The sequence below is a fragment of the Tessaracoccus coleopterorum genome, assembly GCF_011174705.1.
GTDB lineage: Bacteria > Actinomycetota > Actinomycetes > Propionibacteriales > Propionibacteriaceae > Arachnia > Arachnia coleopterorum.
The window spans coordinates 2,706,611-2,729,603 of record NZ_JAANIJ010000001.1 but is presented as its reverse complement, the minus strand read 5'-3'; the positions used below and the strand labels follow the sequence as shown (position 1 = coordinate 2,729,603).

17 protein-coding genes and 11 pseudogenes are annotated in these 22,993 nt (G+C 69.9%); 12 read left to right on the top strand and 16 right to left on the bottom strand.

The window, feature by feature from the left end; all coding sequences use genetic code 11:
• Nucleotides 1-9: 9 nt before the first annotated feature.
• Together G7085_RS30990 and G7085_RS27380 are read right to left on the bottom strand one after the other, a co-directional pair.
• Nucleotides 10-333 carry a cell division protein PerM gene (locus G7085_RS30990; protein WP_269452210.1) on the bottom strand — a complete coding sequence of 108 codons (324 nt, stop codon included), beginning with the start codon at nucleotides 331-333 and terminating at the stop codon, nucleotides 10-12.
• Nucleotides 291-1,051, bottom strand: a pseudogene (locus G7085_RS27380) (cell division protein PerM). Before G7085_RS27380 ends, G7085_RS30990 begins: the two are co-directional and overlap by 43 nt.
• Before the next feature lie 319 nt (nucleotides 1,052-1,370).
• Here G7085_RS27380 and G7085_RS17545 point away from each other — a divergent pair.
• Entirely contained in the window at nucleotides 1,371-3,044 is a 1,674-nt protein-coding gene (locus G7085_RS17545; protein WP_197511910.1) for a hypothetical protein, read from the top strand.
• Nucleotides 3,045-3,123: 79 nt separating this feature from the next.
• Here G7085_RS17545 and sucD read toward each other — a convergent pair.
• Both sucD and sucC read right to left on the bottom strand, forming a co-directional pair.
• Nucleotides 3,124-4,015, bottom strand: a pseudogene (sucD, locus tag G7085_RS17540) (succinate--CoA ligase subunit alpha).
• Between the two features lie 7 nt (nucleotides 4,016-4,022).
• Nucleotides 4,023-5,192 (bottom strand): annotated as a pseudogene (sucC, locus tag G7085_RS17535) (ADP-forming succinate--CoA ligase subunit beta).
• A 422-nt stretch (nucleotides 5,193-5,614) separates the two neighbouring features.
• Between sucC and G7085_RS17530 the strand changes: the two are divergent.
• The gene (locus tag G7085_RS17530; RefSeq protein WP_197511909.1) at nucleotides 5,615-6,136 is read left to right on the top strand and encodes a hypothetical protein; all 522 of its coding nucleotides are present in this window, start codon (nucleotides 5,615-5,617) and stop codon (nucleotides 6,134-6,136) included.
• Nucleotides 6,055-6,372 carry a M23 family metallopeptidase gene (locus G7085_RS17525; RefSeq protein ID WP_197512958.1) on the top strand — a complete coding sequence of 106 codons (318 nt, stop codon included), beginning with the start codon at nucleotides 6,055-6,057 and terminating at the stop codon, nucleotides 6,370-6,372. Before G7085_RS17530 ends, G7085_RS17525 begins: the two co-directional genes overlap by 82 nt.
• A 149-nt stretch (nucleotides 6,373-6,521) precedes the next feature.
• Here the strand turns inward: G7085_RS17525 and pcrA are convergent.
• Nucleotides 6,522-8,936, bottom strand: a pseudogene (gene pcrA, locus G7085_RS30985) (DNA helicase PcrA).
• Between the two features lie 71 nt (nucleotides 8,937-9,007).
• On the opposite strand from pcrA, the pseudogene G7085_RS33050 reads away from it, so the two are divergent.
• Nucleotides 9,008-10,235, top strand: a pseudogene (locus G7085_RS33050) (phospholipase D-like domain-containing protein).
• Nucleotides 10,236-10,296: 61 nt separating this feature from the next.
• Here G7085_RS33050 and G7085_RS35480 read toward each other — a convergent pair.
• Complete coding sequence (locus G7085_RS35480) at nucleotides 10,297-10,638, bottom strand: hypothetical protein (protein WP_408647135.1); 342 nt, start codon at nucleotides 10,636-10,638, stop codon at nucleotides 10,297-10,299.
• A 111-nt stretch (nucleotides 10,639-10,749) separates the two neighbouring features.
• On the opposite strand from G7085_RS35480, the gene G7085_RS17510 reads away from it, so the two are divergent.
• Nucleotides 10,750-11,013: a GlsB/YeaQ/YmgE family stress response membrane protein gene (locus G7085_RS17510; RefSeq protein WP_197511908.1), complete on the top strand. Its 264-nt coding sequence runs from the start codon at nucleotides 10,750-10,752 to the stop codon at nucleotides 11,011-11,013.
• A 79-nt stretch (nucleotides 11,014-11,092) separates the two neighbouring features.
• Here the strand turns inward: G7085_RS17510 and G7085_RS17505 are convergent, their stop codons facing one another.
• From G7085_RS17505 to G7085_RS17465, 8 genes and pseudogenes are all read right to left on the bottom strand, one after another.
• Nucleotides 11,093-11,818, bottom strand: coding sequence for a hypothetical protein (locus G7085_RS17505; protein WP_197511907.1), 726 nt, complete (start codon nucleotides 11,816-11,818; stop codon nucleotides 11,093-11,095).
• A 3-nt stretch (nucleotides 11,819-11,821) separates the two neighbouring features.
• A pseudogene (locus tag G7085_RS35475) lies at nucleotides 11,822-12,354 on the bottom strand (PKD domain-containing protein); the annotation flags it as partial.
• A gap of 242 nt (nucleotides 12,355-12,596) precedes the next feature.
• Nucleotides 12,597-13,595, bottom strand: coding sequence for a metallophosphoesterase family protein (locus G7085_RS17490; RefSeq protein ID WP_197511904.1), 999 nt, complete (start codon nucleotides 13,593-13,595; stop codon nucleotides 12,597-12,599).
• 285 nt (nucleotides 13,596-13,880) lie between these two features.
• Complete coding sequence (locus G7085_RS17485; RefSeq protein ID WP_197511903.1) at nucleotides 13,881-14,237, bottom strand: hypothetical protein; 357 nt, start codon at nucleotides 14,235-14,237, stop codon at nucleotides 13,881-13,883.
• A gap of 179 nt (nucleotides 14,238-14,416) precedes the next feature.
• Nucleotides 14,417-15,094, bottom strand: a pseudogene (locus G7085_RS35470) (response regulator).
• A gap of 177 nt (nucleotides 15,095-15,271) precedes the next feature.
• A complete protein-coding gene (locus G7085_RS17475) occupies nucleotides 15,272-15,736 on the bottom strand; it encodes a sensor histidine kinase (protein WP_197511902.1) in 465 nt (154 codons plus the stop codon).
• A complete protein-coding gene (locus tag G7085_RS17470; RefSeq protein WP_197511901.1) occupies nucleotides 15,712-15,915 on the bottom strand; it encodes a hypothetical protein in 204 nt (67 codons plus the stop codon). The genes G7085_RS17475 and G7085_RS17470 overlap by 25 nt, the downstream gene beginning before the upstream one ends.
• Before the next feature lie 20 nt (nucleotides 15,916-15,935).
• Entirely contained in the window at nucleotides 15,936-16,250 is a 315-nt protein-coding gene (locus G7085_RS17465) for a PspC domain-containing protein (RefSeq protein ID WP_197511900.1), read from the bottom strand.
• 193 nt (nucleotides 16,251-16,443) lie between these two features.
• Here G7085_RS17465 and G7085_RS35465 point away from each other — a divergent pair.
• From G7085_RS35465 to G7085_RS27345, 4 genes and pseudogenes are all read left to right on the top strand, one after another.
• A pseudogene (locus G7085_RS35465) lies at nucleotides 16,444-16,641 on the top strand (PspC domain-containing protein); the annotation flags it as partial.
• A gap of 144 nt (nucleotides 16,642-16,785) precedes the next feature.
• Nucleotides 16,786-17,469: a hypothetical protein gene (locus G7085_RS17460; RefSeq protein ID WP_231979653.1), complete on the top strand. Its 684-nt coding sequence runs from the start codon at nucleotides 16,786-16,788 to the stop codon at nucleotides 17,467-17,469.
• Nucleotides 17,470-17,582: 113 nt separating this feature from the next.
• Complete coding sequence (locus G7085_RS17455) at nucleotides 17,583-17,753, top strand: hypothetical protein (RefSeq protein WP_197511898.1); 171 nt, start codon at nucleotides 17,583-17,585, stop codon at nucleotides 17,751-17,753.
• Nucleotides 17,750-17,857, top strand: a pseudogene (locus G7085_RS27345) (PspC domain-containing protein); the annotation flags it as partial. The gene G7085_RS17455 and the pseudogene G7085_RS27345, both read left to right, overlap by 4 nt.
• Nucleotides 17,858-18,135: 278 nt before the next feature.
• Here the strand turns inward: G7085_RS27345 and guaA are convergent.
• A pseudogene (gene guaA / locus G7085_RS17445) lies at nucleotides 18,136-19,681 on the bottom strand (glutamine-hydrolyzing GMP synthase).
• Between the two features lie 125 nt (nucleotides 19,682-19,806).
• Between guaA and cysK the strand changes: the two are divergent.
• Nucleotides 19,807-20,732 (top strand): annotated as a pseudogene (gene cysK, locus G7085_RS17440) (cysteine synthase A).
• A gap of 183 nt (nucleotides 20,733-20,915) precedes the next feature.
• Nucleotides 20,916-21,641, top strand: coding sequence for a hypothetical protein (locus G7085_RS17435; RefSeq protein WP_197511897.1), 726 nt, complete (start codon nucleotides 20,916-20,918; stop codon nucleotides 21,639-21,641).
• Here the strand turns inward: G7085_RS17435 and G7085_RS17430 are convergent.
• Nucleotides 21,541-22,407: an ABC transporter permease subunit gene (locus G7085_RS17430; RefSeq protein WP_197511896.1), complete on the bottom strand. Its 867-nt coding sequence runs from the start codon at nucleotides 22,405-22,407 to the stop codon at nucleotides 21,541-21,543. The genes G7085_RS17435 and G7085_RS17430 overlap by 101 nt on opposite strands.
• Nucleotides 22,408-22,532: 125 nt before the next feature.
• On the opposite strand from G7085_RS17430, the gene G7085_RS17425 reads away from it, so the two are divergent.
• Nucleotides 22,533-22,811, top strand: coding sequence for a hypothetical protein (locus tag G7085_RS17425; protein ID WP_197511895.1), 279 nt, complete (start codon nucleotides 22,533-22,535; stop codon nucleotides 22,809-22,811).
• The last annotated feature ends 182 nt before the right edge of the window (nucleotides 22,812-22,993 follow it).

Sequence of the window (22,993 nt, the reverse complement as noted above, 5' to 3'; positions counted from 1 at the left end):
CCCCGAACTCTACGGCCTCCGCCGCGGCGGCGGATGCGTCAGCCTCCGGGCGGTGTCCGGCCGTCTGAGCAGCCCGAGCACGAGGCCCACAGTGAGCCCGGAGAGCCCGAGCAACGTCGGCGCGAACACCGCGAGCGGGCCGGTCCGGGCGCCGATCACCGCGAGTCGGTCCGCCCCGAGCGATCCGGAGCCGAGGGCGCACGCCACCACGACGAGCAGCCCGGCCAGCACGCCTGCGAGGGCGCCGACCAGTGCGGTCGAGTCGAACCGGGCCCGCGGACGTGCGAGCGTCACGACGGCGGCGGCCACCGCGCCGGCGAGGGCCCCGACCAGCAGCCACCAGAAGTTGGCGGTGGATCCCGAGTCGGGGGTGGCACCGCTCCGAAGATCGGGATGGCGGGCAGCAGGCCCGCGTCGGAGGCGGCCATGGTCACCAGCGACCCCTCGCCGACCGTGATCCCCGCGCCGAGCAGCCACGCGACGCACGCGAGCACGAAGTTTGGCAGATAGGCCAGGTGCAGCACCGTCAGCAGGAAAACCGCGGCCGGTCCCCCACCGAGGCCGTCGGTGATCGCGGAGATCCGGTCACCGCCGGCGATGAGCGCGACCGTGAGCAGCACAGCTCCTCCCGCGAGGACGGTGAGCAGGGCGGCGCCCATCGCGCGGGGGACGCTGCGGAGCCATTCGGGCCACCCGCGCGTCGGGTCGTAGCCGACGCCGCGGGCGGCGCCCCACAGGCCCGACACGACCCCGATCGCCACCGCCCGAAGACCGCCTGCGCAGACAGTGAACCCATGATCGCCGCGAGAATCAGCACGGAGACGGAGTAGGAGCCCGCGAAGGCACCGCCGACGCGGAGCGTGATGGCCTCACCATCGACCCACAGCCTTCCCGTGTCATCAGGCTCCCCACCGTGCCCGGCGGCCTGCCGGGCGGCGAACGAGGCCACGGGGACGGCGAGCAGGATCAGGAGTGCCGAGATGCCGAGCGGGACGATCCCCACCGGGAGGCCGCCGATGACGGTGGGCGCGCCGTTGGCGAGCAGCAGCACCCGGGTGGCGAGCTCGAGCGCCTCGCCGATGCCCACGTCGGGGAGGTCAACCAGCCGACCGCACTGAGCGAGGCGAGGACGAGCCAACCGGCGAGCAGCACCGCGACGGGGCCGACCACCGTGGCCAGTTGCCAGGGCACCGGCGAGTGCCGCGGAGTGCGCAACCTGGCCTCGTCGACATCGACAGCGACGGTTCTCGGCTTAGTGGATGTCCTTGCCAACCCGAATCTCCCCTTGAAGGTCTCGCATGTTCTTTTGCTCCGACGGTAGTCTTGCCCAACGAAAGAGATCTGACCCCGGTCGATGGGAGGTGGACGGCATGGAAGATGGTGAGGCGAAACGACCTCGCCGGGCCTGGACGTCCGATGAGCCGGAGACCGACGGCTTTGACGATACCCCAGCCGGGGCGGCACAGAGCGCGCGACGCGGCTCGCCGGATGAACCCGAGCCCGGTCTCGGCGATGAGCCGACCTCCGGTGCGGCCGCGAACCCCTTCGCACGGCCCGGGAGCGACTCCGCGTCGGGCCCGGCCCCGTCGGGCGCCCGTGGGGTTGCTCCCGATGCGTCGACCCCCATTCCCGCGCCCGTGTTCCCCCGTTCGTCCGCCATCCCCAGCCCCGCGCCGCGCCGTTCGGCCCTGTCGGGCACGACGCCCGCCGAGGCCGACCACGCGCCTGACGGGTCCTGGTTGGAGGCCCACCGCCCGAGGCTGACGGCCTGGGCGGTCGGCGGACTCGCCGCGGCCCTCGTGCTCGGCCTCTCGTCCTTCTTCATCGCGCGGGGTGTCCGCGAGGGCGGACCGGGTCCCAGCCCGTCTGTCTCCACGTCCGCAACTCCGAGCGCCAGCGCGTCGCCGATCGCGGAGCCCGTCACCACGGACGATCTGGTCACCCCGCAGGACCTGTCCCCGATCGCCGCCGCCTCCGGTTGGAGCGAGGTGGCCACCACCGAGGCCGTCGCCGACCACAAGAGCTTCGCGTTCTGCCTCAGTTCCCTGAAGGGTGAAGTGAACCCGACCCACAGCCTCCAGCGCACGCTCTCGACCGCCACCGACGACAAGCTCGCCGCCCTGCACCGGATCGACGCCTACGCCGACGAGACCGCCGCCGGATCTGTGATGGAGGAGCGGATCGCGGCCCTGTCGGACTGCTCCGCGCAGCTGGTGCCCGCGCGGATCGTCGGGGCGAGCTCCGTGACGGGCCTCGCGACCCGCGCGTTCGAGATCAACCTCGCCAGCGACGACGTCGCGGGCGACTTCCACACCCTGCTGCTGACCCAGGAGGGCGCGACCCTCCAGCTGCTCGACGTACGCAGGGTCGGGGAGCCGGTGACCGCGGATGCGCTGGCCGCCGCGCTGACCAGGCCGCAGAAGGCCATCAACGAGGCCCAGGGCACCACCGCCGAGGTGGCCCGGTGGTCACGCCCACGGTGGTTCCCGCCGCTGAGCCCCCGGCTGGCTGATCGCCTCCGACCTGCCCGCATCCGGGAGGGCGCCGGGCTGTGGTCCGCCTCGGCGCAGTCCGCGCTCGGCACGTTCGGCACCGGTTGCGAGAATATGACGCTGGCGAGCGAGGCGGGTCCGACCGAGCGTCAGGTGACCCGCTTCCAGCTGACGCAGGACGACCAGGCCCCTCGCTGTTCGGCGTCGACCAGGCCGTGTTCACGTTCGCCTCCGCTGAGGATGCGGCGGCGTTCGTCAACAAGCTGGGCGGCAACATCGCCAGCTGCAAGTCCCGGCTCCTCGGCTCCACGATCACCGAGCTTCCCGGCGTCGCATCCACCGGCGCCGACGGCATGCGGGATCCTCCCGCATCTTCGCCATCAACCGCGAGCAGTCGTCGTCGACGAAGAACGCCTGGCAGGCCATCGTCAGCATCGCGGGCACCCGCGTCTCCTACTCGCTGGTGACCGTCGACGCCACGTACAAGTTCACCGATGCAGAGCTCACCGCGCTGGCCGACCGGACCGCCGTCCGGCTCACCCAGGCCCCTGAGCCTCGACGTCCCACCGGAGCGCATGCGTGGGCGCCCCACGGGTCACCGTGGGGCGCCTCACCGTGTGTCAGGGTGCGCTCAGGCGCGGCTGCCACGCAGGCGCGCGATGGCGTCACGGGCCAACTGGGCGGTGAGTGACGGGGTCTCCCCACCAGCACCCCGCCGCCTCGAGGGCCTCCTTCTTCGCCGCTGCGGTGCCCGCGGACCCTGTGATGATGGCGCCGGCATGGCCCATCGTCTTGCCGGGGGCGCGGTGAACCCGGCGACGTACCCGACCACTGGCTTGGTGATCCCCGCCCTGATGTAGTCGGCGGCCCGCTCCTCCGCGTCGCCACCGATCTCACCGATCATCACGATGATGTCGGTGTCGGGGTCGTCCTCGAAGGCCTGCAGCGCGTCGATGTGCGTGGTGCCGACGACGGGGTCGCCGCCGATGCCGATGGCGGTGGAGAAGCCGTGGTCGCGCAGTTCATACATCATCTGGTAGGTCAGGGTGCCCGACTTCGACACGAGCCCGATCCGCCCGGCCCGGAGATGTGGGCGGGGATGATGCCGACATTCGACTTGCCGGGAGAGATGAGGCCCGGGCAGTTCGGCCCGATGATGCGCGTGCCGGACTCCTTGGCCGCGGCGAGGAACTCGATCGAGTCGTGCACCGGGATGCCCTCGGTGATCACGACGCACAGCCCGATCTCGGCCTCGACGGCCTCGAGGACGGCGGCCTTCGCGAACTTCGGGGGCACGAACACCACGGAGACGTCGGCGTTGGTGGCCGCGGCCGCCTCCACCATGGAGCCGAACACGGGCACCGGGTCCTCCTCGAAGAGGACCGATTCACCCGACCGGCCGGGGGTGACGCCCCGACGATGCGGGTTCCGGACATGATCATGCGCTGGGTGTGCTTGCGCCCCTCCCTGCCTGTCATGCCCTGGACGAGGACGCGCGAGGACGCGTTGATGAGGATCGACATGAGTGGCTCAGTTCCCTTCGGCCGCGAGTCGGGCCGCGGTGCGGGCGGCCTCGTCCATGGTGTTCTTGACCGTGATCAACGGGTGGTTCGCTTCCGCGAGGATCGCCTTGCCCACCTCCACGGAGTTACCGTCGAGGCGCACCACGATCGGCAGCCGGGCCTCGTCACCGAGCATGTCGAGGGCGTTGACGATGCCGTTGGCCACGTCGCTGCAGGCGGTGATGCCGCCGAAGACGTTGACGAACACCGACCTCACCTGGGGTCGCCCATGATGATGCGCAGCCCGTTGGCCATCACGGCGGCGGACGCGCCGCCTCCGATGTCGAGGAAGTTGGCGGGCCTCGGTGAGCCGGGGAGGTCGGCGCCCGCTGCGGCCACGACGTCCAGGGTGCTCATCACGAGCCCGGCTCCGTTGCCGATCACGCCGACGGTGCCGTCGAGCTTCACGTAGTTGAGATCGAGTTCACGGGCCTGACGTTCGAGGTCGACGTCGCCGGTGTCCTCGTCGTAGGCCTCCCACTCCGGATGCCGGAACCCGGCGTTGCCGTCAAGGGTGATCTTGCCGTCGAGGGCGATGATGCGGCCGTCGCCGGTCTTGACGAGCGGGTTGACCTCGACGAGGGTGGCGTCGGCGTCGGTGAACACCCGCCACAGCTTCTGGAGCACCACGCCGACGGACTCGTGGTCGCCGGGCAGGAACCCGGCCTCGTCCACGATGCGGCGGGCCACGGCGGGCGTGATGCCCTCGCCGGGGTCCAGCGCGACCTTCACGAGCGCCTCGGGGCGCTCGACGGCGAGGGTCTCAATCTCGACACCCCCTCGATGCTGCACATGGCGAGGTAGCCGCCGCGGCGCGATCGAGGAGGATCGAGAAGTAGAACTCCTCCGCAATGTCGGCTCCGGGGCTCAGCATCACCGTCTCGACCGGGTGGTCCTTGATCGTGAGGGCGAGGATCTCGGCGGCCGTCTTCGCGACCGCCTCCTCACCCGGGCGAGCTTGACTCCCCGGCCTTACCCCGTCCACCGGTGCGCACCTGCGCCTTGATCACGGCGAGGTCCGCGCCGAGGGCGCGATACGCAACTACCGCCTCCTCGGGGTGGTGGCCGTCCTGCCTGGCAGCACGGGCACCCCGCTCCGCTCGAACAGGTCGCGCGCCTGATACTCCAAGAGATCCACGTTGTTCCTTTGGGTCTGTGCGATGACTGACGCCGCACACACTACCGCCCGGCTCAAGCAGCCCGACAGGGTTTCAGGGGTGACACTTGTCCACAACCGGGGACCCGAGTTTGAGAGAATCCTGAGAAGTTGTTAAGGTTCGGGGGACTTCCCGACTGGGACCCCACGACAGACGTCAGGAGACAGGTGAACGACACCGCATCGCGCCCCGCACGGCGTGCAGCCGAGGTCGAAATCGACGACGTTGCCGAACTCGGGGTGAGCGCCCCACCAGGGCGCGCCGCGGAGCAGCCGCCTTCGGGTTCAGCCGCAAGCTTCTCGCCCTCAGCGTCTCCGGCGCGGTCGCCGCCGCGACCCTGTTCACGTTTGCCTTCGCGAGCCGCGACACCAACCTGGAGGCGTCCGACTCGCCCAACGCCAGTGTGGCGGTCCCCGCGGCCGCCGTGTCCGCCGTCGAGGAGGGCTTCGCCGACCGCAGCGAGGAGACGAGCCGCAACCAGGTCCGTTCCGACCTGAGCGCCGCCGTAGCCGATGAGAAGGCCAAGGACCGCGCCGCCAACATGGGCGTCTCCTCCGAGGACGCCGTCAAGGCCTATGCCGAGATGAGCGCCGAGGAGCGCCAGCGCCTCATGGACGAGGACATGCAACTGGTCGAGGCGCAGAGCGCGAAGCTCAAGAAGGAGGCCGAGGAGGCCGCCCGCAGGCTCGAGGAGGCCAAGCGCGCCGCCGCCGCGGCCGCCAACGGCGCGGGAGGCTCCACCGAGCTCTCGGCCGAGGACATCTCAAACCTCAGCTCCACCGGTGGCTCGATGCCCCTGAAGAGCAACTACCGGATCGGCGCCAGCTTCGGCCAGACCGGTTCCTGGTCGCGCTACCACACCGGCCAGGACTTCCCGGCCCCATCGGCACCCCGATCTACGCGGTCGCCTCCGGCGTCATCCTGAGCCCCACCGCGGGCGGCTGGGCGGGCACCAACGTCGTGATCCGGCACGCGAACGGTGGCTCGACCCTGTACGCGCACATGAGCCGCAAGGTCGTCAGCACCGGGCAGACCGTCAAGGCGGGCCAGCTCATCGGCTACGTGGGCGTCTCGGGCCGCAGCTTCGGCGCACACCTGCACATGGAGTACTACAAGGCGGGCGTCACCCGGGCAAGGTCTACCAGGCCTCCAACCCGATGACGTTCCTGCGTTCGCTCGGCGTCCGCTGACGAGCGACACAGCACTCGACAACGCGTGAGGGCGGGCCATCGGCCCGCCCCTCGCGCGTTGCCCGGTTCACCCGCCCTCACACGTTGTCCGGTTCTGAGGAGTCGACGCCCTTCAGCGACTCAGAGCTTCTCCATGGGGGCGTGTTTGAGGCTGAGCCTCTTGCTGCCCGCCGATCCGAAGTCGACGTCGGCCTTGGTCGCGTCGCCGGAACCCGTGACGGCGAGCACGGTGCCCATCCCGAAGCTCGCGTGCAGCACCCTGTCGCCCACCGCGAGGCTCGCAACGGTCTTGACGGGGGCTTTCCCCTTACCGAACGAGTGCAGCGACGCCGTGGTCTGACGGTTACGCGTGGCGCTCTGGCCCGCCCAGGTGGTGGTCGCCGCGGAGGTGCGGCGCCAGTCGAGCACATGCTGCGGGATCTCGTCCAGGAAGCGCGAGGGCGGGTTGTAGGCGGGCTGGCCGAACGTGACCCGCACCTGGGAGCGACTCAGGTGGAGCCGCCTGCGCGCACGCGTGATGCCCACGTAGGCGAGGCGCCGCTCCTCCTCCAACTCGTCGGGGTCGGTGAGTGCCCGCATGTGCGGGAACATGCCCTCCTCCATGCCGGTGAGGAACACCGTGTCGAACTCGAGGCCCTTCGCGGTGTGGAGCGTCATGAGCGTGACGACGCCCTTACCCTCCTCGTGCTCGGGCACCTGGTCGGAGTCGGCCACCAGCGCGATCCGCTCAAGGAAGGCGGCCAGGGAGTCGTCGGGCTCCGGCATGCCTGCGGCCAGGCCGACCGTCTCCTCGTCGAGGTCCACGGTGTTGGCGTTGGCCACGAACTCGGCGGCCACCGACACGAGTTCGACGAGGTTCTCGATCCGGGTGAGGTCCTGCGGATCGGTGGAGGCCTCGAGCTCGGGCAGGTAGCCCGACTCCTTCAGGATCGACGTGAGCACCTCGTCGGCAGGCCTGCCCTGCGCCACCATCGCACGGTGCATGTTCAGCACGTCCACGAAGCCCTGGATCTGCCTGAGCGACCTGGTGGCGAGCCCCGGGGCATCGGAGGCCCTCTGCAGCGCGTCGAAGAACGAGGACCGCTCGGCGGTGGCCAGCGACGAGATCGCGGCCTCTGCGCGGTCGCCGATGCCGCGCTTGGGCACGTTCAGGATCCGGCGCACCGACACGTCGTCAGAGGGATTGACGATGGCGCGCAGGTAGGCGATCGCGTCGCGGATCTCGCGGCGCTCGTAGAAGCGCACGCCGCCGACGACCTTGTACGGCATGCCGACCCGGATGAACACCTCCTCGAAGGCGCGCGACTGGGCGTTGGTGCGGTAGAACACCGCGGTGTCCCCGTACTGGCTGACGCCCTGGTCGGAGAGCCGGTCGATCTCGTCTGCGACGAACTGGGCCTCGTCATGCTCGGTGTCCGCCACCCAGCCGACGATCAGTTCGCCCTCCCCAGGTCGGACCACAGGTGCTTCTCGCGCCGGCCCTGGTTGCGGGAGATGACGGAGTTCGCGGCGGTGAGCACGTTCTGCGTGGAACGGTAATTCTGGTCGAGCACGATGGTCTCGGCGCCGGGAAGTCCTGCTCGAAGTCGAGGATGTTGCGGATGGTGGCGCCGCGGAAGGCGTAGATCGACTGGTCGGAGTCGCCGACCACCATCAGTTCGGCCCCTCGACCAGCGGCGTGCCCTCGACGACGGGGCCACCGATGTCGTCCGAACACAGCTCGCGGATGAGGGCATACTGCGCGTGGTTGGTGTCCTGGTACTCGTCGACGAGCACCTGACGGAACCGGCGGCGGTACTTCTCCCGCACGTCGGGAAACGCGCGCAACAGGAACACCGTTGTCATGATGAGGTCGTCGAAATCGAGCGCGTTCGCGGCCTGCAGCCGCCGCTGGTACTCGGAGTAGGCCTCGGCGTACACCTGCTTCTGTGGGCCGCCCGGATCGGCGGCGGCCGTCTCGTGGTCGACGAGGTCGTTCTTGAAGTTGCTGACGGCGTTCATCACGGCCCGCACCGGGAACCGCTTGGGATCGACCTCCATGTCGCGCAGGACGAGCGACATGAGCCGCTTCGAGTCGGCGTCGTCGTAGATCGAGAAGGTCTTTGAGATGCCGAAGCGGTCGATGTCGGCGCGCAGGATCCGCACGCACGCGGAGTGGAACGTGGAGACCCACATCAGCTTCGCGCGGTTGCCCACCAGATCGATCACCCGCTGGCGCATCTCGGCCGCGGCCTTGTTGGTGAACGTGATGGCGAGGATGGAGCCGGGGTGCACGTTGCGCTCGGAGACGAGGTAGGCGATCCGCCGGGTCAGCACGCGCGTCTTGCCCGATCCGGCACCCGCCACCACAAGCACCGGCCCTCCGGTGTGCAGTACGGCCTGCCGCTGAGGCGGGTTGAGGCCCTCGAGCAGTTCCTCGACCGGCACCTTCTTCGCGGTGGACCTCACCTCACGGCGCTCGGAGTCCTGCGGTGGCGGAGGCGTCGTCGTCGGCTGGAAAGCTGCGAAGAGATCGGGAAAAAGGGAGTCGCTCATGTCGAGGGCCAAGCCTACCTGTCCCCACCCCGGAACCCGCTTCGCGCCGACGGCGTCGCTACGATGAGGCCATGCGCTCCTCCCTCGCGAAAGCCGGTCGGGTCCTGAACCGGGTGACGGCCGGTGTTCTCGGGCTGCAGATCCTCGCGATGCTCACCATGACGCTCTTCGAGTCGCTGCGCAAGAAGCACCGCAGGCTGCGGCGCTTCCCCATCACCCGCAACCCCCGCTCGAGGTGGAGCGCGACGAGGTGACCGTCTACACCTTCGGGGAACACCTCTACGAAGCGATGCTGGAGGCGATCGACGCCGCCGAGCGTCACGTCTACTTCGAGACCTACATCTGGAAGGGCGACCGGATAGGCCAGCGATTCCTGGACGCACTCAACAGGGCCGCCGACCGCGGCGTCGCGGTGTACGCGGTGTGGGACGGCTTCGCCAACCTGGTCGTGCCCCGGTCGTTCTACCGCGGGCTCTCCCCAGGGTGCGTGCCATGGAGTACCCGGTCTTCCCGGTGCCGTGGCGACCGAAGACCTGGGGCGCGACCACCGCAAGCTGCTCTGCGTCGACGGCCAGGTCGGCTTCATCGGCGGATACAACATCGGTGACCTGTACGCGACAGGCTGGCGTGACACGCACGCCAGGGTCGTCGGTCCCGAGGCCGCGGAGTTGGACAATGCCTTCATCGACCTCTGGAACCAGAACACCGGCAGGCGCCGCAGCCCGATCGGGGACAACCCGAGCCGGACCTGGGCCAACCACCTACTGGTGCACCGCAACACCCGCGGATCCAGGTGTACCCGATCCGCAACATGTACCTGGAGGCCATCGACCGCGCCCAGGAGCGGATCTGGCTCACCCACGCCTATCTGCTGCCTGACGACGACTTCGTGGCCGCCCTCCGCGACGCAGCCAGGCGGGGCGTCGACGTGCGGATCATCGTCCCGGAGCGGTCCAACCACGTGGTGGCCGACTGGTTGTCGCGCGGCTTCTACGACCTGCTGCTTCGCTCAGGGATCCGGCTGTTCCTGTACCAGGACGCCATGGTGCACGCCAAGACCGGCACGATCGACGGGCACTGGGCCACGATCGGGACAGCGAACCTCGACCGGCTCAGCCTGTGGGGCAACTACGAGGTGAACCTCGAGATCACCGACCCCGGCCTCGCGGCCCAGATGGAGGACATCTACCGGGTCGACCTCTCCAACTGCTTCGAGCTTGACGAGGAGCGCTGGCGGGCCCGCTCGCTGGTCGCGAAGGCGACCGAGGCGTTCCTCTCCCCTGGCGCCCCCTCTTCTGACCGCGGGCAGGAAACAGGGCGGCGGCGGTTGCCCGACGCCGCCCTCCCGAGGTTGTGCGACTCACCAGAAGACGGCGATGCCCGCGTTCAGCAGCGTGAGGCCGAGGATGGTGAAGAACTGGCCGGAAGGCACGTTGCCCTTCTTCCGGTTGATCAGCACGAGCACGAGGATCGCGATGAGCACGAGCGTCTTCACGCCGATCTTCATGTTGTTGACCTCACCGTCGCTCATCTCGTGGGCGCCGACCAGCAGCAGGCCGGAAACGACCTGGGTGAGGGTGCCGTGCAGGATCGCCGGGTTGATGACGCGGTCGGGCCCCTTCAGCTGGACGAAGGCGCCGCCGAAGAGGGCCGCGAACCCGACGAGGTGGAGCAGGACAAGGACCTGAATCACGATTTCCATGCCTGCACGATACCTATTAGGGGTATCCCCTGACCACCGTGACCAGGGAGGCCGGGGTCGTTCAGGGACGAAACCATTGTGCGTGACCCGATGACAGGGCAGAGTGGACACATGGGAACGATCATTGGATACATCGTCATCGGCCTCCTCGGTGGGGCCATTGCCAAGGCCATCATGCCCGGCTCACAGGGTGGCGGCTGGGTCGCCACGATGCTGCTAGGCATCGTCGGCGCACTCGTGGGCGGCTTCCTCGGAGGCGCGCTCCTCGGCGTCAGCTATACGAAGGTCTTCTCGCTCGAGGGACTGATCTTCTCCGTCGTCGGCGCCCTCCTCGTGTTGTTCATCTACGGGCTGGTCAACAAGCGCAAGGCCTGACCCCGGCCCGGAAGGGCGCCGACCCCCGCGGGGTCGGCGCCCTTTCACGTTCTCCGTTCCGGCCGCCGACGCCCGCCCGTCAGGCCCCGTCCGGGTCGACCGCGAGCAGGTCGTCGACCCGGACGGTCACGCCGGAGGCCGAACCGCTGGACACGTAGGTGTTGATGCCGACCGATCCGACGCTCTGCAGGGCGGCGGTGGAGTCGCTCGCCGTCGTCGTCCAGGCCGCCGGTTCGGTTGTGCCGACCCGCCACAGCTTCGCCGACAGCGTTGTGGCGCCGCCGGTCGTCACCACGCGGAAGGCCACCCGGTACGCCACATCGGCGCTCATCGTGAGGCCGGGGACGCTCACCGCCCGCAGGGTGGTCTCGGTGGTGCCGACCTTCCGTGCCAGCACGAGCTGCATGGCGCCAGAGGTCGCCGTGACGACCTTGACCCGGTAGTCGCTGCCGTTGGTCTGCCGACGGGCGACGAGCGTGGCGTAGAGCGCGCCCGCCGATGCCGACCGGCTCCAGGAGAGCGTGGTCCGCAGGTCCACGTCGCGCGCCGCGACCGAACGCAGCACCGACTCCGCGGTGGTGCCGGGGGTGGCCAGCAGGAGGTTGCCGGTGCCGTCGGCCACCGAGTACCGGCTGGCGCTGCCCAGCAGGGTCCAGGCGCCGCCGGTCTGGCTCGCGCCCCACCCGTTGTTCACCGAGCGGCCGAAGGAATCGGCCGCGATCTCGGCGGTTGGTGGAGGCGTCGCAGCCACGGTGACCTGACGGGTGGTCGTCCCGGTGTCACCGTCGTCGTCGGTGACGGTCAACCTGACGGTGTAGGTGCCGTCGGCAGCGTAGGTGTGGCTCGCCGTCGCCCCGTGGCCGACTGGCCGTCACCGAACTCCCAGCTGTACCCGGCGATGGTGCCGTCCGGATCGGTGGAACCGCTGCCTGTGAGGGTGACGGCACGCCCATCCACCGTCGGATCGGCAATGACGGCGGTCGGAGCCTGGTTCGCCGGCGGAGGCGTCGCAGCCACCGTGACCTGACGGGTGGTCGTCCCGGTGTCACCGTCATCGTCGGTGACGGTCAACCTGACGGTGTAGGTGCCGTCGGCAGCGTAGGTGTGGCTCGCCGTCGCCCCGTGGCCGACTGGCCGTCACCGAACTCCCAGCTGTACCCGGCGATCGTGCCGTCCGGATCGGTGGAACCGCTGCCTGTGAGGGTGACGGCACGCCCATCCACCGTCGGATCGGCAATGACGGCGGTCGGAGCCTGGTTCGCCGGCGGAGGCGTCGCGTCCAGCCTCGTGACGGTGTACCGGTCGAAGGTCGTGGTGGCCGGGCCGGTCGCCGAGCTCGATGGATAGACGTCGATGCCGAGGCCTCCCCGGTCTGCAGGGCCGCCGTCGTGTCCGTCGCCGTGGTCGTCCAGCCCGTGGGCTCGGCCTGTCCGCGGGCCAGAGCCTTGCCCTCAGCTGGGTGGGGGCGGAGCCCTCGAGCTCGAACCGTAGCCGGAGGTACTGGCCGCTGCCCACGGTCATGCCGGGCAGGGTGGTGGAGGCCAGGGAGACCTCGGTGCCCGTGTAGCGGATGAGTGAGAGGTTCACCCCACCGCCGGCCAGGTAGCGGATCTTCGCCCGGTAGCTGGACGAGCCGACGATCCGGCCGTGCACGGAGACGTAGGTCCCCGAGCCGGTTGCCACGGGTGCAACGGCGAGGTCGGTGACGATGCCGGCATCCGCGACGGTGACCCCCGCCAGCCGGACCCCACGGGTGGAGCCCGCCGGCGCGACGATCCGGCCGACGTTGCCGTCGACGGAGTAGGAGGTGGCGCCCGAGGTGAACTGCCACGCCTGCCCGGCCGCGGTGGCTCCCATCCGTTGGTGACGTTGCGCGCGAAGGTGTCGTCGACCACCTCGGTGCTCGGCGGTGTCCGCACCCGCCACGTGCTGGAGACGGTGCTGCCGGTGCCGTCGCTGGTGACCGCGCGCCACTCGTAGAGCGTGTCGGGGTTGAGCCCGGTCCAGGTCTGCTGCGCCGTGTCGCCCGAGGTCACCGAGGCCTCTCCGATGGTGGTGAAGGGGGCCGGCTGGGTGCCCGCCAGGCTGAAGGGCACGGTGAACGCGGAGTCGGCGTCGGTCTCGAACTGGTTCAGCTTGGGCGAGTAGGTGTGCGCGGTCATGGTGTTGGCGGCCGGATCGAATGTGTAGTAGCGCAGCCAGCCGTCCCCACCGTTGGCCCGGTCCTGGTAGTCGGTGAGGACCTGCTGCACGGGCTGTCCGCACCGGTTGAGGTCGGAGCGGTTGGCCTCGCCGGCGTCGCCGTTGTGGAAGTGGCCGCTGAGCACGAGCTTGATGGAGCACTGCTGCGAGATGAACTCGGTCCACACCGTGTTCGCGGCCGTGCCGCCGGGTCGCTCCGGCGTCGTGCGCCGAAGGCCGTTGAGCCCCAGGAAGCTGTGCGTCGTCACGATGGCGATCCGGTCGGGGTAGGCGGCAAGCACCTTGGTCGCCCAATCCAGGGCGTACTGCGGCGCCTCCCACTCCAGGTTGAGCACAAGGAAGTCGCGCCCGCCGGCGGAGAAGAGGGCGAAGTTGTCCATGTTGCGGCGGTCGACCGGGTCCGGCCCGAAGAGGTTCTGCCCGAGGTAGCCCCGTAGCGGGCCGTGCCCGGCGTCCAGGTGGCCGACGCGTACCGGCTCGGCGGGAAGTACTGGTCGTACTCGGCGAACGCGCCGGTCGCGGTGTAGAAGTCGTGGTTGCCTGCGACCACCGTGGTGGGCACCTGGGCGTCGTCGAGCACCTTCAGCCCGGTGGAGGTGTGGCCCACTGCGTGTGGTTCTCCTCCTCACTCACCAGGTCACCCAGTTGGACGACCATGGCGGTGTTCAACTGGCCGCGGCTGCTGACCACCCATTCGGCCTGCTGGCGGATGGTCCCTGACGGTTGTTGTAGGTGTAGTTCTGCAGGTCCGGCAGGGCGACAAGGGTGAACGGGTCTCCCGATCCCGGTGTGGGGACCGTCGCCCCGAACGGGCGACCCTCGAACCGCACCTGCACGGTGCCGCCGTCCGGATCGGTGGCCCGCACCGAGAGCGGGATGTCGACGGCGGGTGCGGTCGCGCCGTCGGCCGGTGCGACCAGCTGCGCCCCGTCCGGCGCCGCGGCCGAGGCTGACCTGGGGCTCAACCCCGAGATGAACATGGCGGCGACCAGCGCCGCGATGAGTGCCCTGTGATGTCTCATCTTTACCCTGGCTTCCCGGGAGAGAAGCACGATCGTGCTTGTGGATCGGCGGTTGGATCCACCGGTGCCCTGATCGTACGAGACCGCAGGGGGCTGTCAAGGACGTGACGGAGCACCGCCCGCGGACACGCGGGTGTGCCGGATTGCGGAGCCCGCCCGGACCTGCGGGCTGAGCCCGATCAGACCAGGTGCCGGTCCGTTGCCCACTTCGTCAACTGGTGCCGGTTCGACAGCTGCAGCTTGCGCAGCACGCTGGAGACGTGCGTCTCGACGGTCTTGATGGAGATGAACAGCTCCTTCGCGACCTCCCGGTAGGAGTAGCCCCTGGCGATCAGCTTGAGCACCTCGCGTTCGCGGGCGCTCAGCTTGTCGAGATCCTCATCGATGGATGACACGTCCACGGAACCGGAGAAGGCGTCCAGCACGAACCCGCCAGCCGCGGGGAGAAGACGGCGTCACCGCCGGCGACGCGGGTCATGCCCTCGATCAGCTCCTCCGAGCTGATCGACTTGGTGACGTACCCGCGGGCACCGGCCCTGATCACACCGATCACATCCTGCGCCGCATCGGAGACCGACAACGCCAGGAACTTCACCTCGGGCTTGACCGGGAGGACCTGCTTGATCACCTCCGCGCCGCCGCCGCCGGGGAGATGCACGTCGAGGAGGACCACGTCCGGCTCGGTCTCGATGATGGTGGCGACGGCGGTGGCGACGTCCTCCCTTCGCCGACCACGGTGCAGAGCTGACCGATCTCGTGGCGGACCCCGCCCTGAACATCGCATGGTCGTCGACGATCACGACGCGCAGGTCGCTCGCCTCGGGGGTTGCGGTCGCCTCAGGCGCCTGCTCGCTCATCAGCCGATCTCCAGTTTCACCTCGGTGCCATTGCCGGGCCCGGACCGGATCGACGCATGCCCCCGTGTCGCTCCATCCGTGCCGAGATCGATTCTCGCACGCCCATGCGACCCGGGGAACACTTGAGGGTCAAACCCCTTGCCCCGGTCGCGAACGAAGACCTCGACCCGCGTGCCCTCAACCTCCGCGTAGACGTCGACCCGGGGGCCCCGAGTGCTTGGCGGCGTTGGTGATCGCCTCACCGGTGGCCTGGATGAGGGCCTGCAGCGCGTCGTCGACCTGCGCGTCGCCGACGCAGACCACCTCCACGTCGACCTCGAAGCGGCCCTCGACATCCGCGGCCAGCTCGCGCAGCGCCGAACGCAGCGACGAGGCCCGCGTCGTCTCCCCGTACAGCCACGTGCGCAGCTCGCGCTCCTGCCGGCGGGCGAGTTGCGCGACGGTGGCGGGGTCGTCCGCCTGGCGTTGGATGAGGGCGAGGGTCTGGAGGACGGAGTCGTGAAGGTGCGCGGCCATGTCGGCGCGAGCCTCGGCCCGGAGCCGGTCGGCGTCGGCGCGCCGCACCCGGGCGCGCTGCTGGTACAGCCAGGGCGCGGCCACCACGAGCAGGCCCGCGATCAGCACAGCCGAGGCGCCGAGCACCCCGGCAGCTGCGTGAGGCCGATCTGCGTGGCGAGGATCAGCGCGATGCCGGTGACGACGAGCACGAGGCCGCCGACGAGGCGCACGATGCTCATCGCACCACCGCCCGGGTGACCCGCTGCCACAGCGACCCCGGGCGGCGTCGGCGGCGGCCCCTCATCGACCTGCAGCCAGATCACGATCACACCGGCGCCACCGATCACGACGGGCCAGAAGAGTCCCGACGGGACGGTCCCCCGGACACGAACAGCCAGAGGAGCCCGACCACGAGCAGCCCTCCGGAGACCAGCACCCGTCGTCGGGGCGCGCCAGGGAGGTGAGCGCAGGGCGCATGCCCTTGCGGCGGGCGCTCTCGAGGCCGGGGCCTCAACCGGGAGCCCCACGTCCCGCGGCACCAGCACCCACAGGGCGCCGTATGCGATCGCCCCGACCCGGAGAACAGCGCGGAGATGACGAAGGCCATCCGCACGAGGCCGACCGAGATCCCGAGGTGCCGGGCGAGCGCGGAGGCCACCCGGCGATCATCCTGCCGTCGTGCGTGCGGCGCAGGGGCACGCGCGGGGGCGCGCTCTGGGGCACCGGAAGATCGGTCATGCCAACCAGCCTGACACGCGCACCGGCTCCGGACCAGTCCCCGGGGCCGACACCAGGGACCCTTCAGGGAGACTCCCGATACCTGGAGCCCCGCGACACGACACACTGGATGCATGACGCAACGCCTGGAACCCAGCTGGCTCGATCAGAGCCTCGACTCGCTGTGGCGTCGCGATTCCTCCGGATTCGGTTCCGGACTCAGCCGCGCGACGGCAACCCGGATCGGCATCGACGTCGTCCTGGTGCGGGTCGCGTTCGTGGTGCTCGCCTTCTGTTCGGGCCTCGGCGTTGCGCTCTACGCCTGGGGCACCGCCCTGAGCCCGGCCCGACCGGACGGCGCCCATCGATCAGGTCCTTCCGACGATGCGCGCCTGGTCGAACGGCGCGCGGCTCGGCGTCGTGATCGGCACCACCATCGCCTTCGTGGCGCTGGTCGGGTCGCTCACGTCGCTGCCGTGGGGCTCGCGCTGATCGCGGGCGCCCTGCTGCTGTGGTGGCTGGCGCGGCACCGCGAACTCCTCGGCAGCCCCGAGGTCGCCGATCCGTCGGTACCCATGGACGAGGAGTCGCTCGTCGAGGACTGGCGGCGACGGATGTCGACAGCCGCCGGGGCCCACCAGGTCGCTCCGAAACTGCCGGTCGTCGACCTCTTCTCCCCGGCCCCTGCCCGTGCCCGGCCGGCCGCGACCGAACCGGTGAAGTCGGGATGGCTGGCGGGGCTGTTCATCACTCTCGGCTCCATCGCCGCCGGCCTGATCCCGGGCCTCCTGCTCGGGGTCGACCCGTTCGTCGCCATCGCGATCGGCAGCGCGACCCTCGGCCTCGCGGTCGTGGTCTTCGCGATCGTCGGCCGCCGGCGCAGGCTTCCCCGGTCGTTCCTGGGGCTGCTGCTGGTGCCGCTCGTCGCCTGCGGCTGGCTCTCTGCCGGCACTGCTGGCGCCCTCACTCCTGAGGTGGGCACCCACTCCGTGCGGGTGATCGCCCAGACGACCACCGTCGATCTCCGTGACACCGATCTGAGCGGCATCGACAAGGTGGAGATCCTCGCCATCGCCTCCACGGTCGACGTCCTGCTCCCGGTGCCCCGGGAACGGCGTCGACGTCTCGCGGACCGTCAGCACCGTCTCGACGATCGGTGACGGTGCGGCCGACTGGCCCGGGGTCTCCGTCCACGTCACGGCGCTCGCGTCCACCGTCAACCTCGTGGAGGGCTCCGATGAATAGACCACCCGTCGACCTCGCGATGGTCTCGATGGGCCTCGCGACCCTCGGCTTCGCAACGGTGCTGCTGGTCTCCCGGTACATCGCCGCACCCGCCATCCAACCGATACTCGCCCTCATCCTGGCCGCGGCGGGCACGATCGGACTCCTACTCAGCCGTGGCCGGACCAACAAGAAGAAAAACCGAAAGGAACTTTCATGAGTCTCACCCGTAGCCGTAACGGCATGATCGGTGGCGTCGCAGCGGGCATCGCCGAGTACCTCAAGGTCGATCCCACCATCGTGCGCATCGTTTTCGTGCTGGTGGCCCTGTTCGCGGGCGGCGGGATCCTGATCTACGGGCTCCTGTGGATCATCATCCCAAGGAGGGCGAGAGCAGGACCCTCGCCGAGGACGGCCTCGGCAAGGCCCGCGACTGGTACGACGACCGGAAGCACAACCCGGGCAGGTGACCGTCAGGTCGCCGACACCGGCCCTCTTGCCGACACCTTCCTGAACACGCGGCACCAGCCCTGTCGTCGGACGGGCACAGCCGAAAGGGGCCGGCCCGCGAGGATCTCTCCTCGCGGGCCGGCCCCTTCAGCTCACTCCCACTCGATGGTGCCCGGGGCTTGCTCGTGATGTCCACGGTGACGCGGTTGATCTCGGGCACCTCGTTGGTGATCCGGTTGGAGATCTTCTCGAGCACCTCGTAGGGAAGGCGGGCCCAGTCGGCGGTCATCGCGTCGTCGGACGTGACGGGGCGCAGCACGATCGGGTGTCCGTAGGTGCGGCCGTCACCCTGGACTCCGACAGAGCGGACATCGGCGAGCAACACCACCGGGAACTGCCAGATCTCCCGGTCGAGCCGGGCAGCGGTCAGCTCCGCACGCGCGATCGCGTCGGCCTGGCGCAGGATGTCGAGCCGTTCGGCCGTCACCTCGCCGACGATGCGGATCGCGAGCCCGGGCCGGGGAACGGGTGGCGCCACACCATCTCCTCGGGGAGACCGAGCTGCAGGCCCACGGCGCGCACCTCGTCCTTGAACATGGCGCGCAGCGGCTCGATGAGCGTGAACTGCAGGTCGTCGGGGAGCCCGCCGACGTTGTGGTGGCTCTTGATGTTGGCGGCTCCCTCGCCGCCGCCGGACTCGACGACGTCCGGGTACAGCGTGCCCTGGACGAGGAAGTCGATGCCGCGCTCGCCCGCGAGGTCGCGCGCGGTGGACTCGAAGGTGCGGATGAACTCGCGCCCGATGATCTTGCGCTTCTCCTCGGGGTCGCTGACGCCCTTGAGCGCGCCGAGGAACCGGTCGGTCTCGTCGGCGACGACAAGGTCGACGCCCGTGGCCGCCACGAAGTCCTTCTTGACCTGCTCGGCCTCACCCTCGCGGAGCAGCCCGTGGTCGACGAACACGCAGGTGAGCTGCTTACCGATCGCCTGCTGCACCAGGGCCGCCGCGACGGCGGAGTCGACGCCGCCGGACAGCGCGCAGAGCACGCGGCGGTCGCCCACCTTGGCGCGGATGTCGTCGATGGCCTCGGTGACCATGTTCTCCGGGGTCCAGCTCGGGGACAGCCCCGCGATCTCGAAGAGGAACTGCTCGATGACCTGCTGACCCACTGCGTGTGCAGCACCTCGGGGTGCCACTGGACACCCGCGAGCTTGCGGTTGACGTCCTCGAAGGCGGCCACCGGCGCGCCGGCCGTGCGGCCGAGCACCTGGAACCCCTTGGGGCGCGGGCGACGGCGTCGCCGTGGCTCATCCACACGTTGAGGGTGTTGGGCATGCTCTGCAGGAGCGTGCCACCATCACCGATGGACAGGGACGTGCGACCGAACTCGCGCTGGCCGGTTCTGGAGACGTTGCCTCCGAGTGCCTTGGCCATCACCTGGAAGCCGTAGCAGATCCCGAGCACCGGAACGTCGGCCGCGAAGAGCGAGGGATCGATCTGGGGAGCGCCGTCCTCGTACACGGACGACGGGCCCCGGAGAGGATGATCGCTGCGGGCTCCTTGGCGAGCATCTCCTCAACGGGCATCTTGGAGCTGACGATCTCGGAATAGACCGAGGCCTCCCGCACCCTGCGGGCAATCAGCTGCGCGTACTGGGCGCCGAAGTCGACGACGAGAACCGTCTGATGGGCAGTCATGGGAGGGAGTCTATTGTCTCCGGGCGAAAGGCCACATGCGTGCGCAGCGGGTCCGCGCGACCGCCCCGTCGGAGAAATCTCCTACGGCCGGGAATAAACCTCCATGGGGCCGGGTTGCCCGAGTCATGAGCATCTACCCCGACGTGACGGCCCTGATCGGCCGCACTCCCCTTGTCAAGCTGAACCGCATCGCGGGTGACAACGCAACCGTTGCCGCCAAGCTCGAGTTCTACAACCCGGCCAACTCGGTCAAGGACCGCCTCGGCGTCGCCATCGTCGATGCCGCTGAGGCCTCCGGAGAGCTGAAGCCGGGCGGCACCATCGTGGAGGGTACCTCCGGCAACACCGGGATCGCGCTGGCCATGGTCGGCGCCGCCCGCGGGTACAACGTCGTCCTCACCATGCCCGAGACCATGTCGCTCGAGCGGCGCGCCCTGCTGAAGGCATTCGGCGCCGAACTGGTCCTCACCCCGGCCCGGCGGGCATGCGGGCGCCGTCGAGAAGGCCACCGAGATCGCGGCCGAGCGCGGCGGCGTCCTCGCCCGCCAGTTCGCCAACCAGGCCAACGTGGACATCCACCGCCGCACTACCGCCGAGGAGATCTGGAACGACACCGACGGCGGGATCGACATCGTCGTGGCAGGCATCGGCACGGGCGGCACCATCTCCGGTGTCGGCCAGATCCTCAAGGAGCGCAAGCCCGAGGTCAGGATCGTCGCCGTCGAGCCCGCGGAGTCGCCCCTGCTGAGCGGCGGGCAGCCCGGCCCCACAAGATCCAGGGCCTCGGCGCGAACTTCATCCCGAGATCCTCGACCGCAGCATCATCGACGAGGTGCTCCCGCGCAACATCGACCAGGCCCTCGAGTTCGCCCGCCGTGCCGCCACCGAGGAGGGCCTGCTTGTGGGCATCTCATCGGGCGCCGCGCTGTCGGCCGCCGCCGAGATCGCCGCCCGCCCCGAGAACGCGGGCAAGACCATCGTGGCGATCGTGCCGGACTTCGGCGAGCGTTACCTGTCGACGGTCCTCTTCGAGGGCCTGCTGGACGCCTGATCCTGCACCTCAGGGCCCGGGACCTATGGAGGTTCCGGGCCCTCGGCGTGTCCGCGTCGGCTCCGGTCGGCCGCCCTGGGCGGGTGGCTCCCCACGGCAGGGTGATGCCACCCTGACGACGCACGGAAGGCCCGGCGCGCGTCCATGACGGGGAGGCCATAGGCTTGCCGCATGGAACCACGGGTGTTCGAGTACCGGGACTGGGTCAATGCCACGCCGGAGACGTCTGTCGCCGAGGTGCAGCAGCGGATCAGGCTCGGCTTCATCATGACGGCCGCGCTCGGCGTGCTGGCCGCGCTGTGCTTCGTCGTGCTGGTGACCACGCAGCCGCTCCAGTTGCAGTTCCTCGCCGGCCTCATCATCCTCGGAGGCGCGGCCGTGATGGCGTTCCGCAAGGCCGACAGCCAGCGCCGGGGCCTCCGCCGGGCGGACGGCGACACCGTCTCCATGCAGGGCCCCTACCCGCTCAGCGTGAGCGACACCGTCATCCACTTCCCCGAGTCCTTCGACGACCCCGCCGACGACTGGCCGTTGGAGGGCACCACCGCCGAGCTCGTCACGGTGACCCGCAAGGAGATCGTCGCCCTGACGCACCCTGGGAGGAGGGCGCGACACTTCTACGCCGACGCGCTCGTCGACCCGGTCTCGGAGGTGAAGGCCGAGATCGAGTCGCGCCAGGCCTCAGCCGCGGGCGCTCCTGATGTCGCGGCGCAGCCACATGGGCAGGCCGATGAGCAGCAGGACGAGGGCCCGACGCCTAGCCACACCGGCTGCCACCAGCGCATGCCCTCGGAGAGGACCGGGCCGTTCAGGTACGCCGCGAAGGGCGACCAGATCCCGAGTTCGGGCCGCCGGCGGCCAGCAGCAGCGTGTACCCGAAGTAGCCGACCACGGCAACGCCCGTCGTGACCCACACGGCCACCGACGGACGTCCGGTCGCCGCCGACAGGAGGAGGGCCAGCGCCCCGAAGAACCAGCCGAGCAGCAGGAGCAGCAGGCAGGTGGCCGCGAGGTTGGCCACCGAAACGTCGAGGCGGGCCAGCGCGATGCCCGCCCAGGTGCCGAGGAACATGGCGCCGGCGACGATGAGGCTGTACACCGCGGCCGTCAGGGCGACCGTGAGGTAGATCCGGGTGCGGCTGATGGGCTGGGCCAGCAGGACACTCAACCGGCCGGCGCGCTCCTCCCCGCGATGCCCGCCGAGGACGCCGCCGTCGCGACGAGGATCACGCACAGCGGTGCGACCATGCCGAAGGTTTCGAGGTGCAGGAACCCGGCGGCGTCGTGAGGTCACCGCCGCCGAACATGTCGGCCATCGACTGGGGAAGGTGATGGCGAAGTCGCCCACCGCGCCCATCAGGACGTGGTAGATCGGTGGCATGGCGAGCCCCATCACGAGGCCGGCCAGCAGGGTGACGTAGCCGACCAGCACCTGGTGGGCGGCCAGCCGGATGGTCAGCAGCGAGGCGCCGCGCCCCGTCGGCCGGACGATCTTCTCGACACCGGGGATGGCCTGCAGCCGCTCACGGAGGCCGGGCGCAGCGGCCCGGGTGCGCAGTTCCCTGAACGAGAAGGCGAGGATGCCCAGCGCCAGCAGCAGCAGGGCCCGCCGAGCAGAAGGGCGAGTTGCCCGCTCTCGATGCCGTTTACCAACGGCTTGCTGCCGTTGAACCACGTCCACGGCACCCAGTCGGCCGCCCCTCGCGCCAGAGTGGCAGGAGCCCGGACGCGAGCCAGCCGCCTACCATCACGGTCGCGGCGATCCCCGACCCGAGCGAGCGCCGCCCGCTCGCGAGCGCGATGGCGAACGCCAGCGCCCCGTGGAACAGCCCGCTCGCCACCAGGTGCGTCATGAGGGCCCGACGTGGGCCTCACCCGTGTCGACCGACAACAGGATGGGGCGACCTCTGCGATGCCCACAGGGCGAGCCCACCCAGGATCACCACGGCCACGAAGGCGAGCGCCCTGCTGACGGCGTACCTGACGCGCGACGTCGGCGTCGCCAGGATCAGCGACGACCGCCCCGCCTCCTCGTCGGCCGTCACGCACGCGGCCCCGATGCCAGCGACACCCCGGTGAAGGCGAGTGCCCGATGGCGGCGAGCATCTCGTTGTACGCCATCACGGAGGCGTCGGCGTGCTCCGGGATGCCCATCACGGCCCGCACCGCCTCAGGTAGGGCGTCATAGATGGACAGGTCGATGCCCTGGTAGATGTAGAGCCCCAGGAACAGCATGGCCCCACGCTGACCGCCGTCACGGC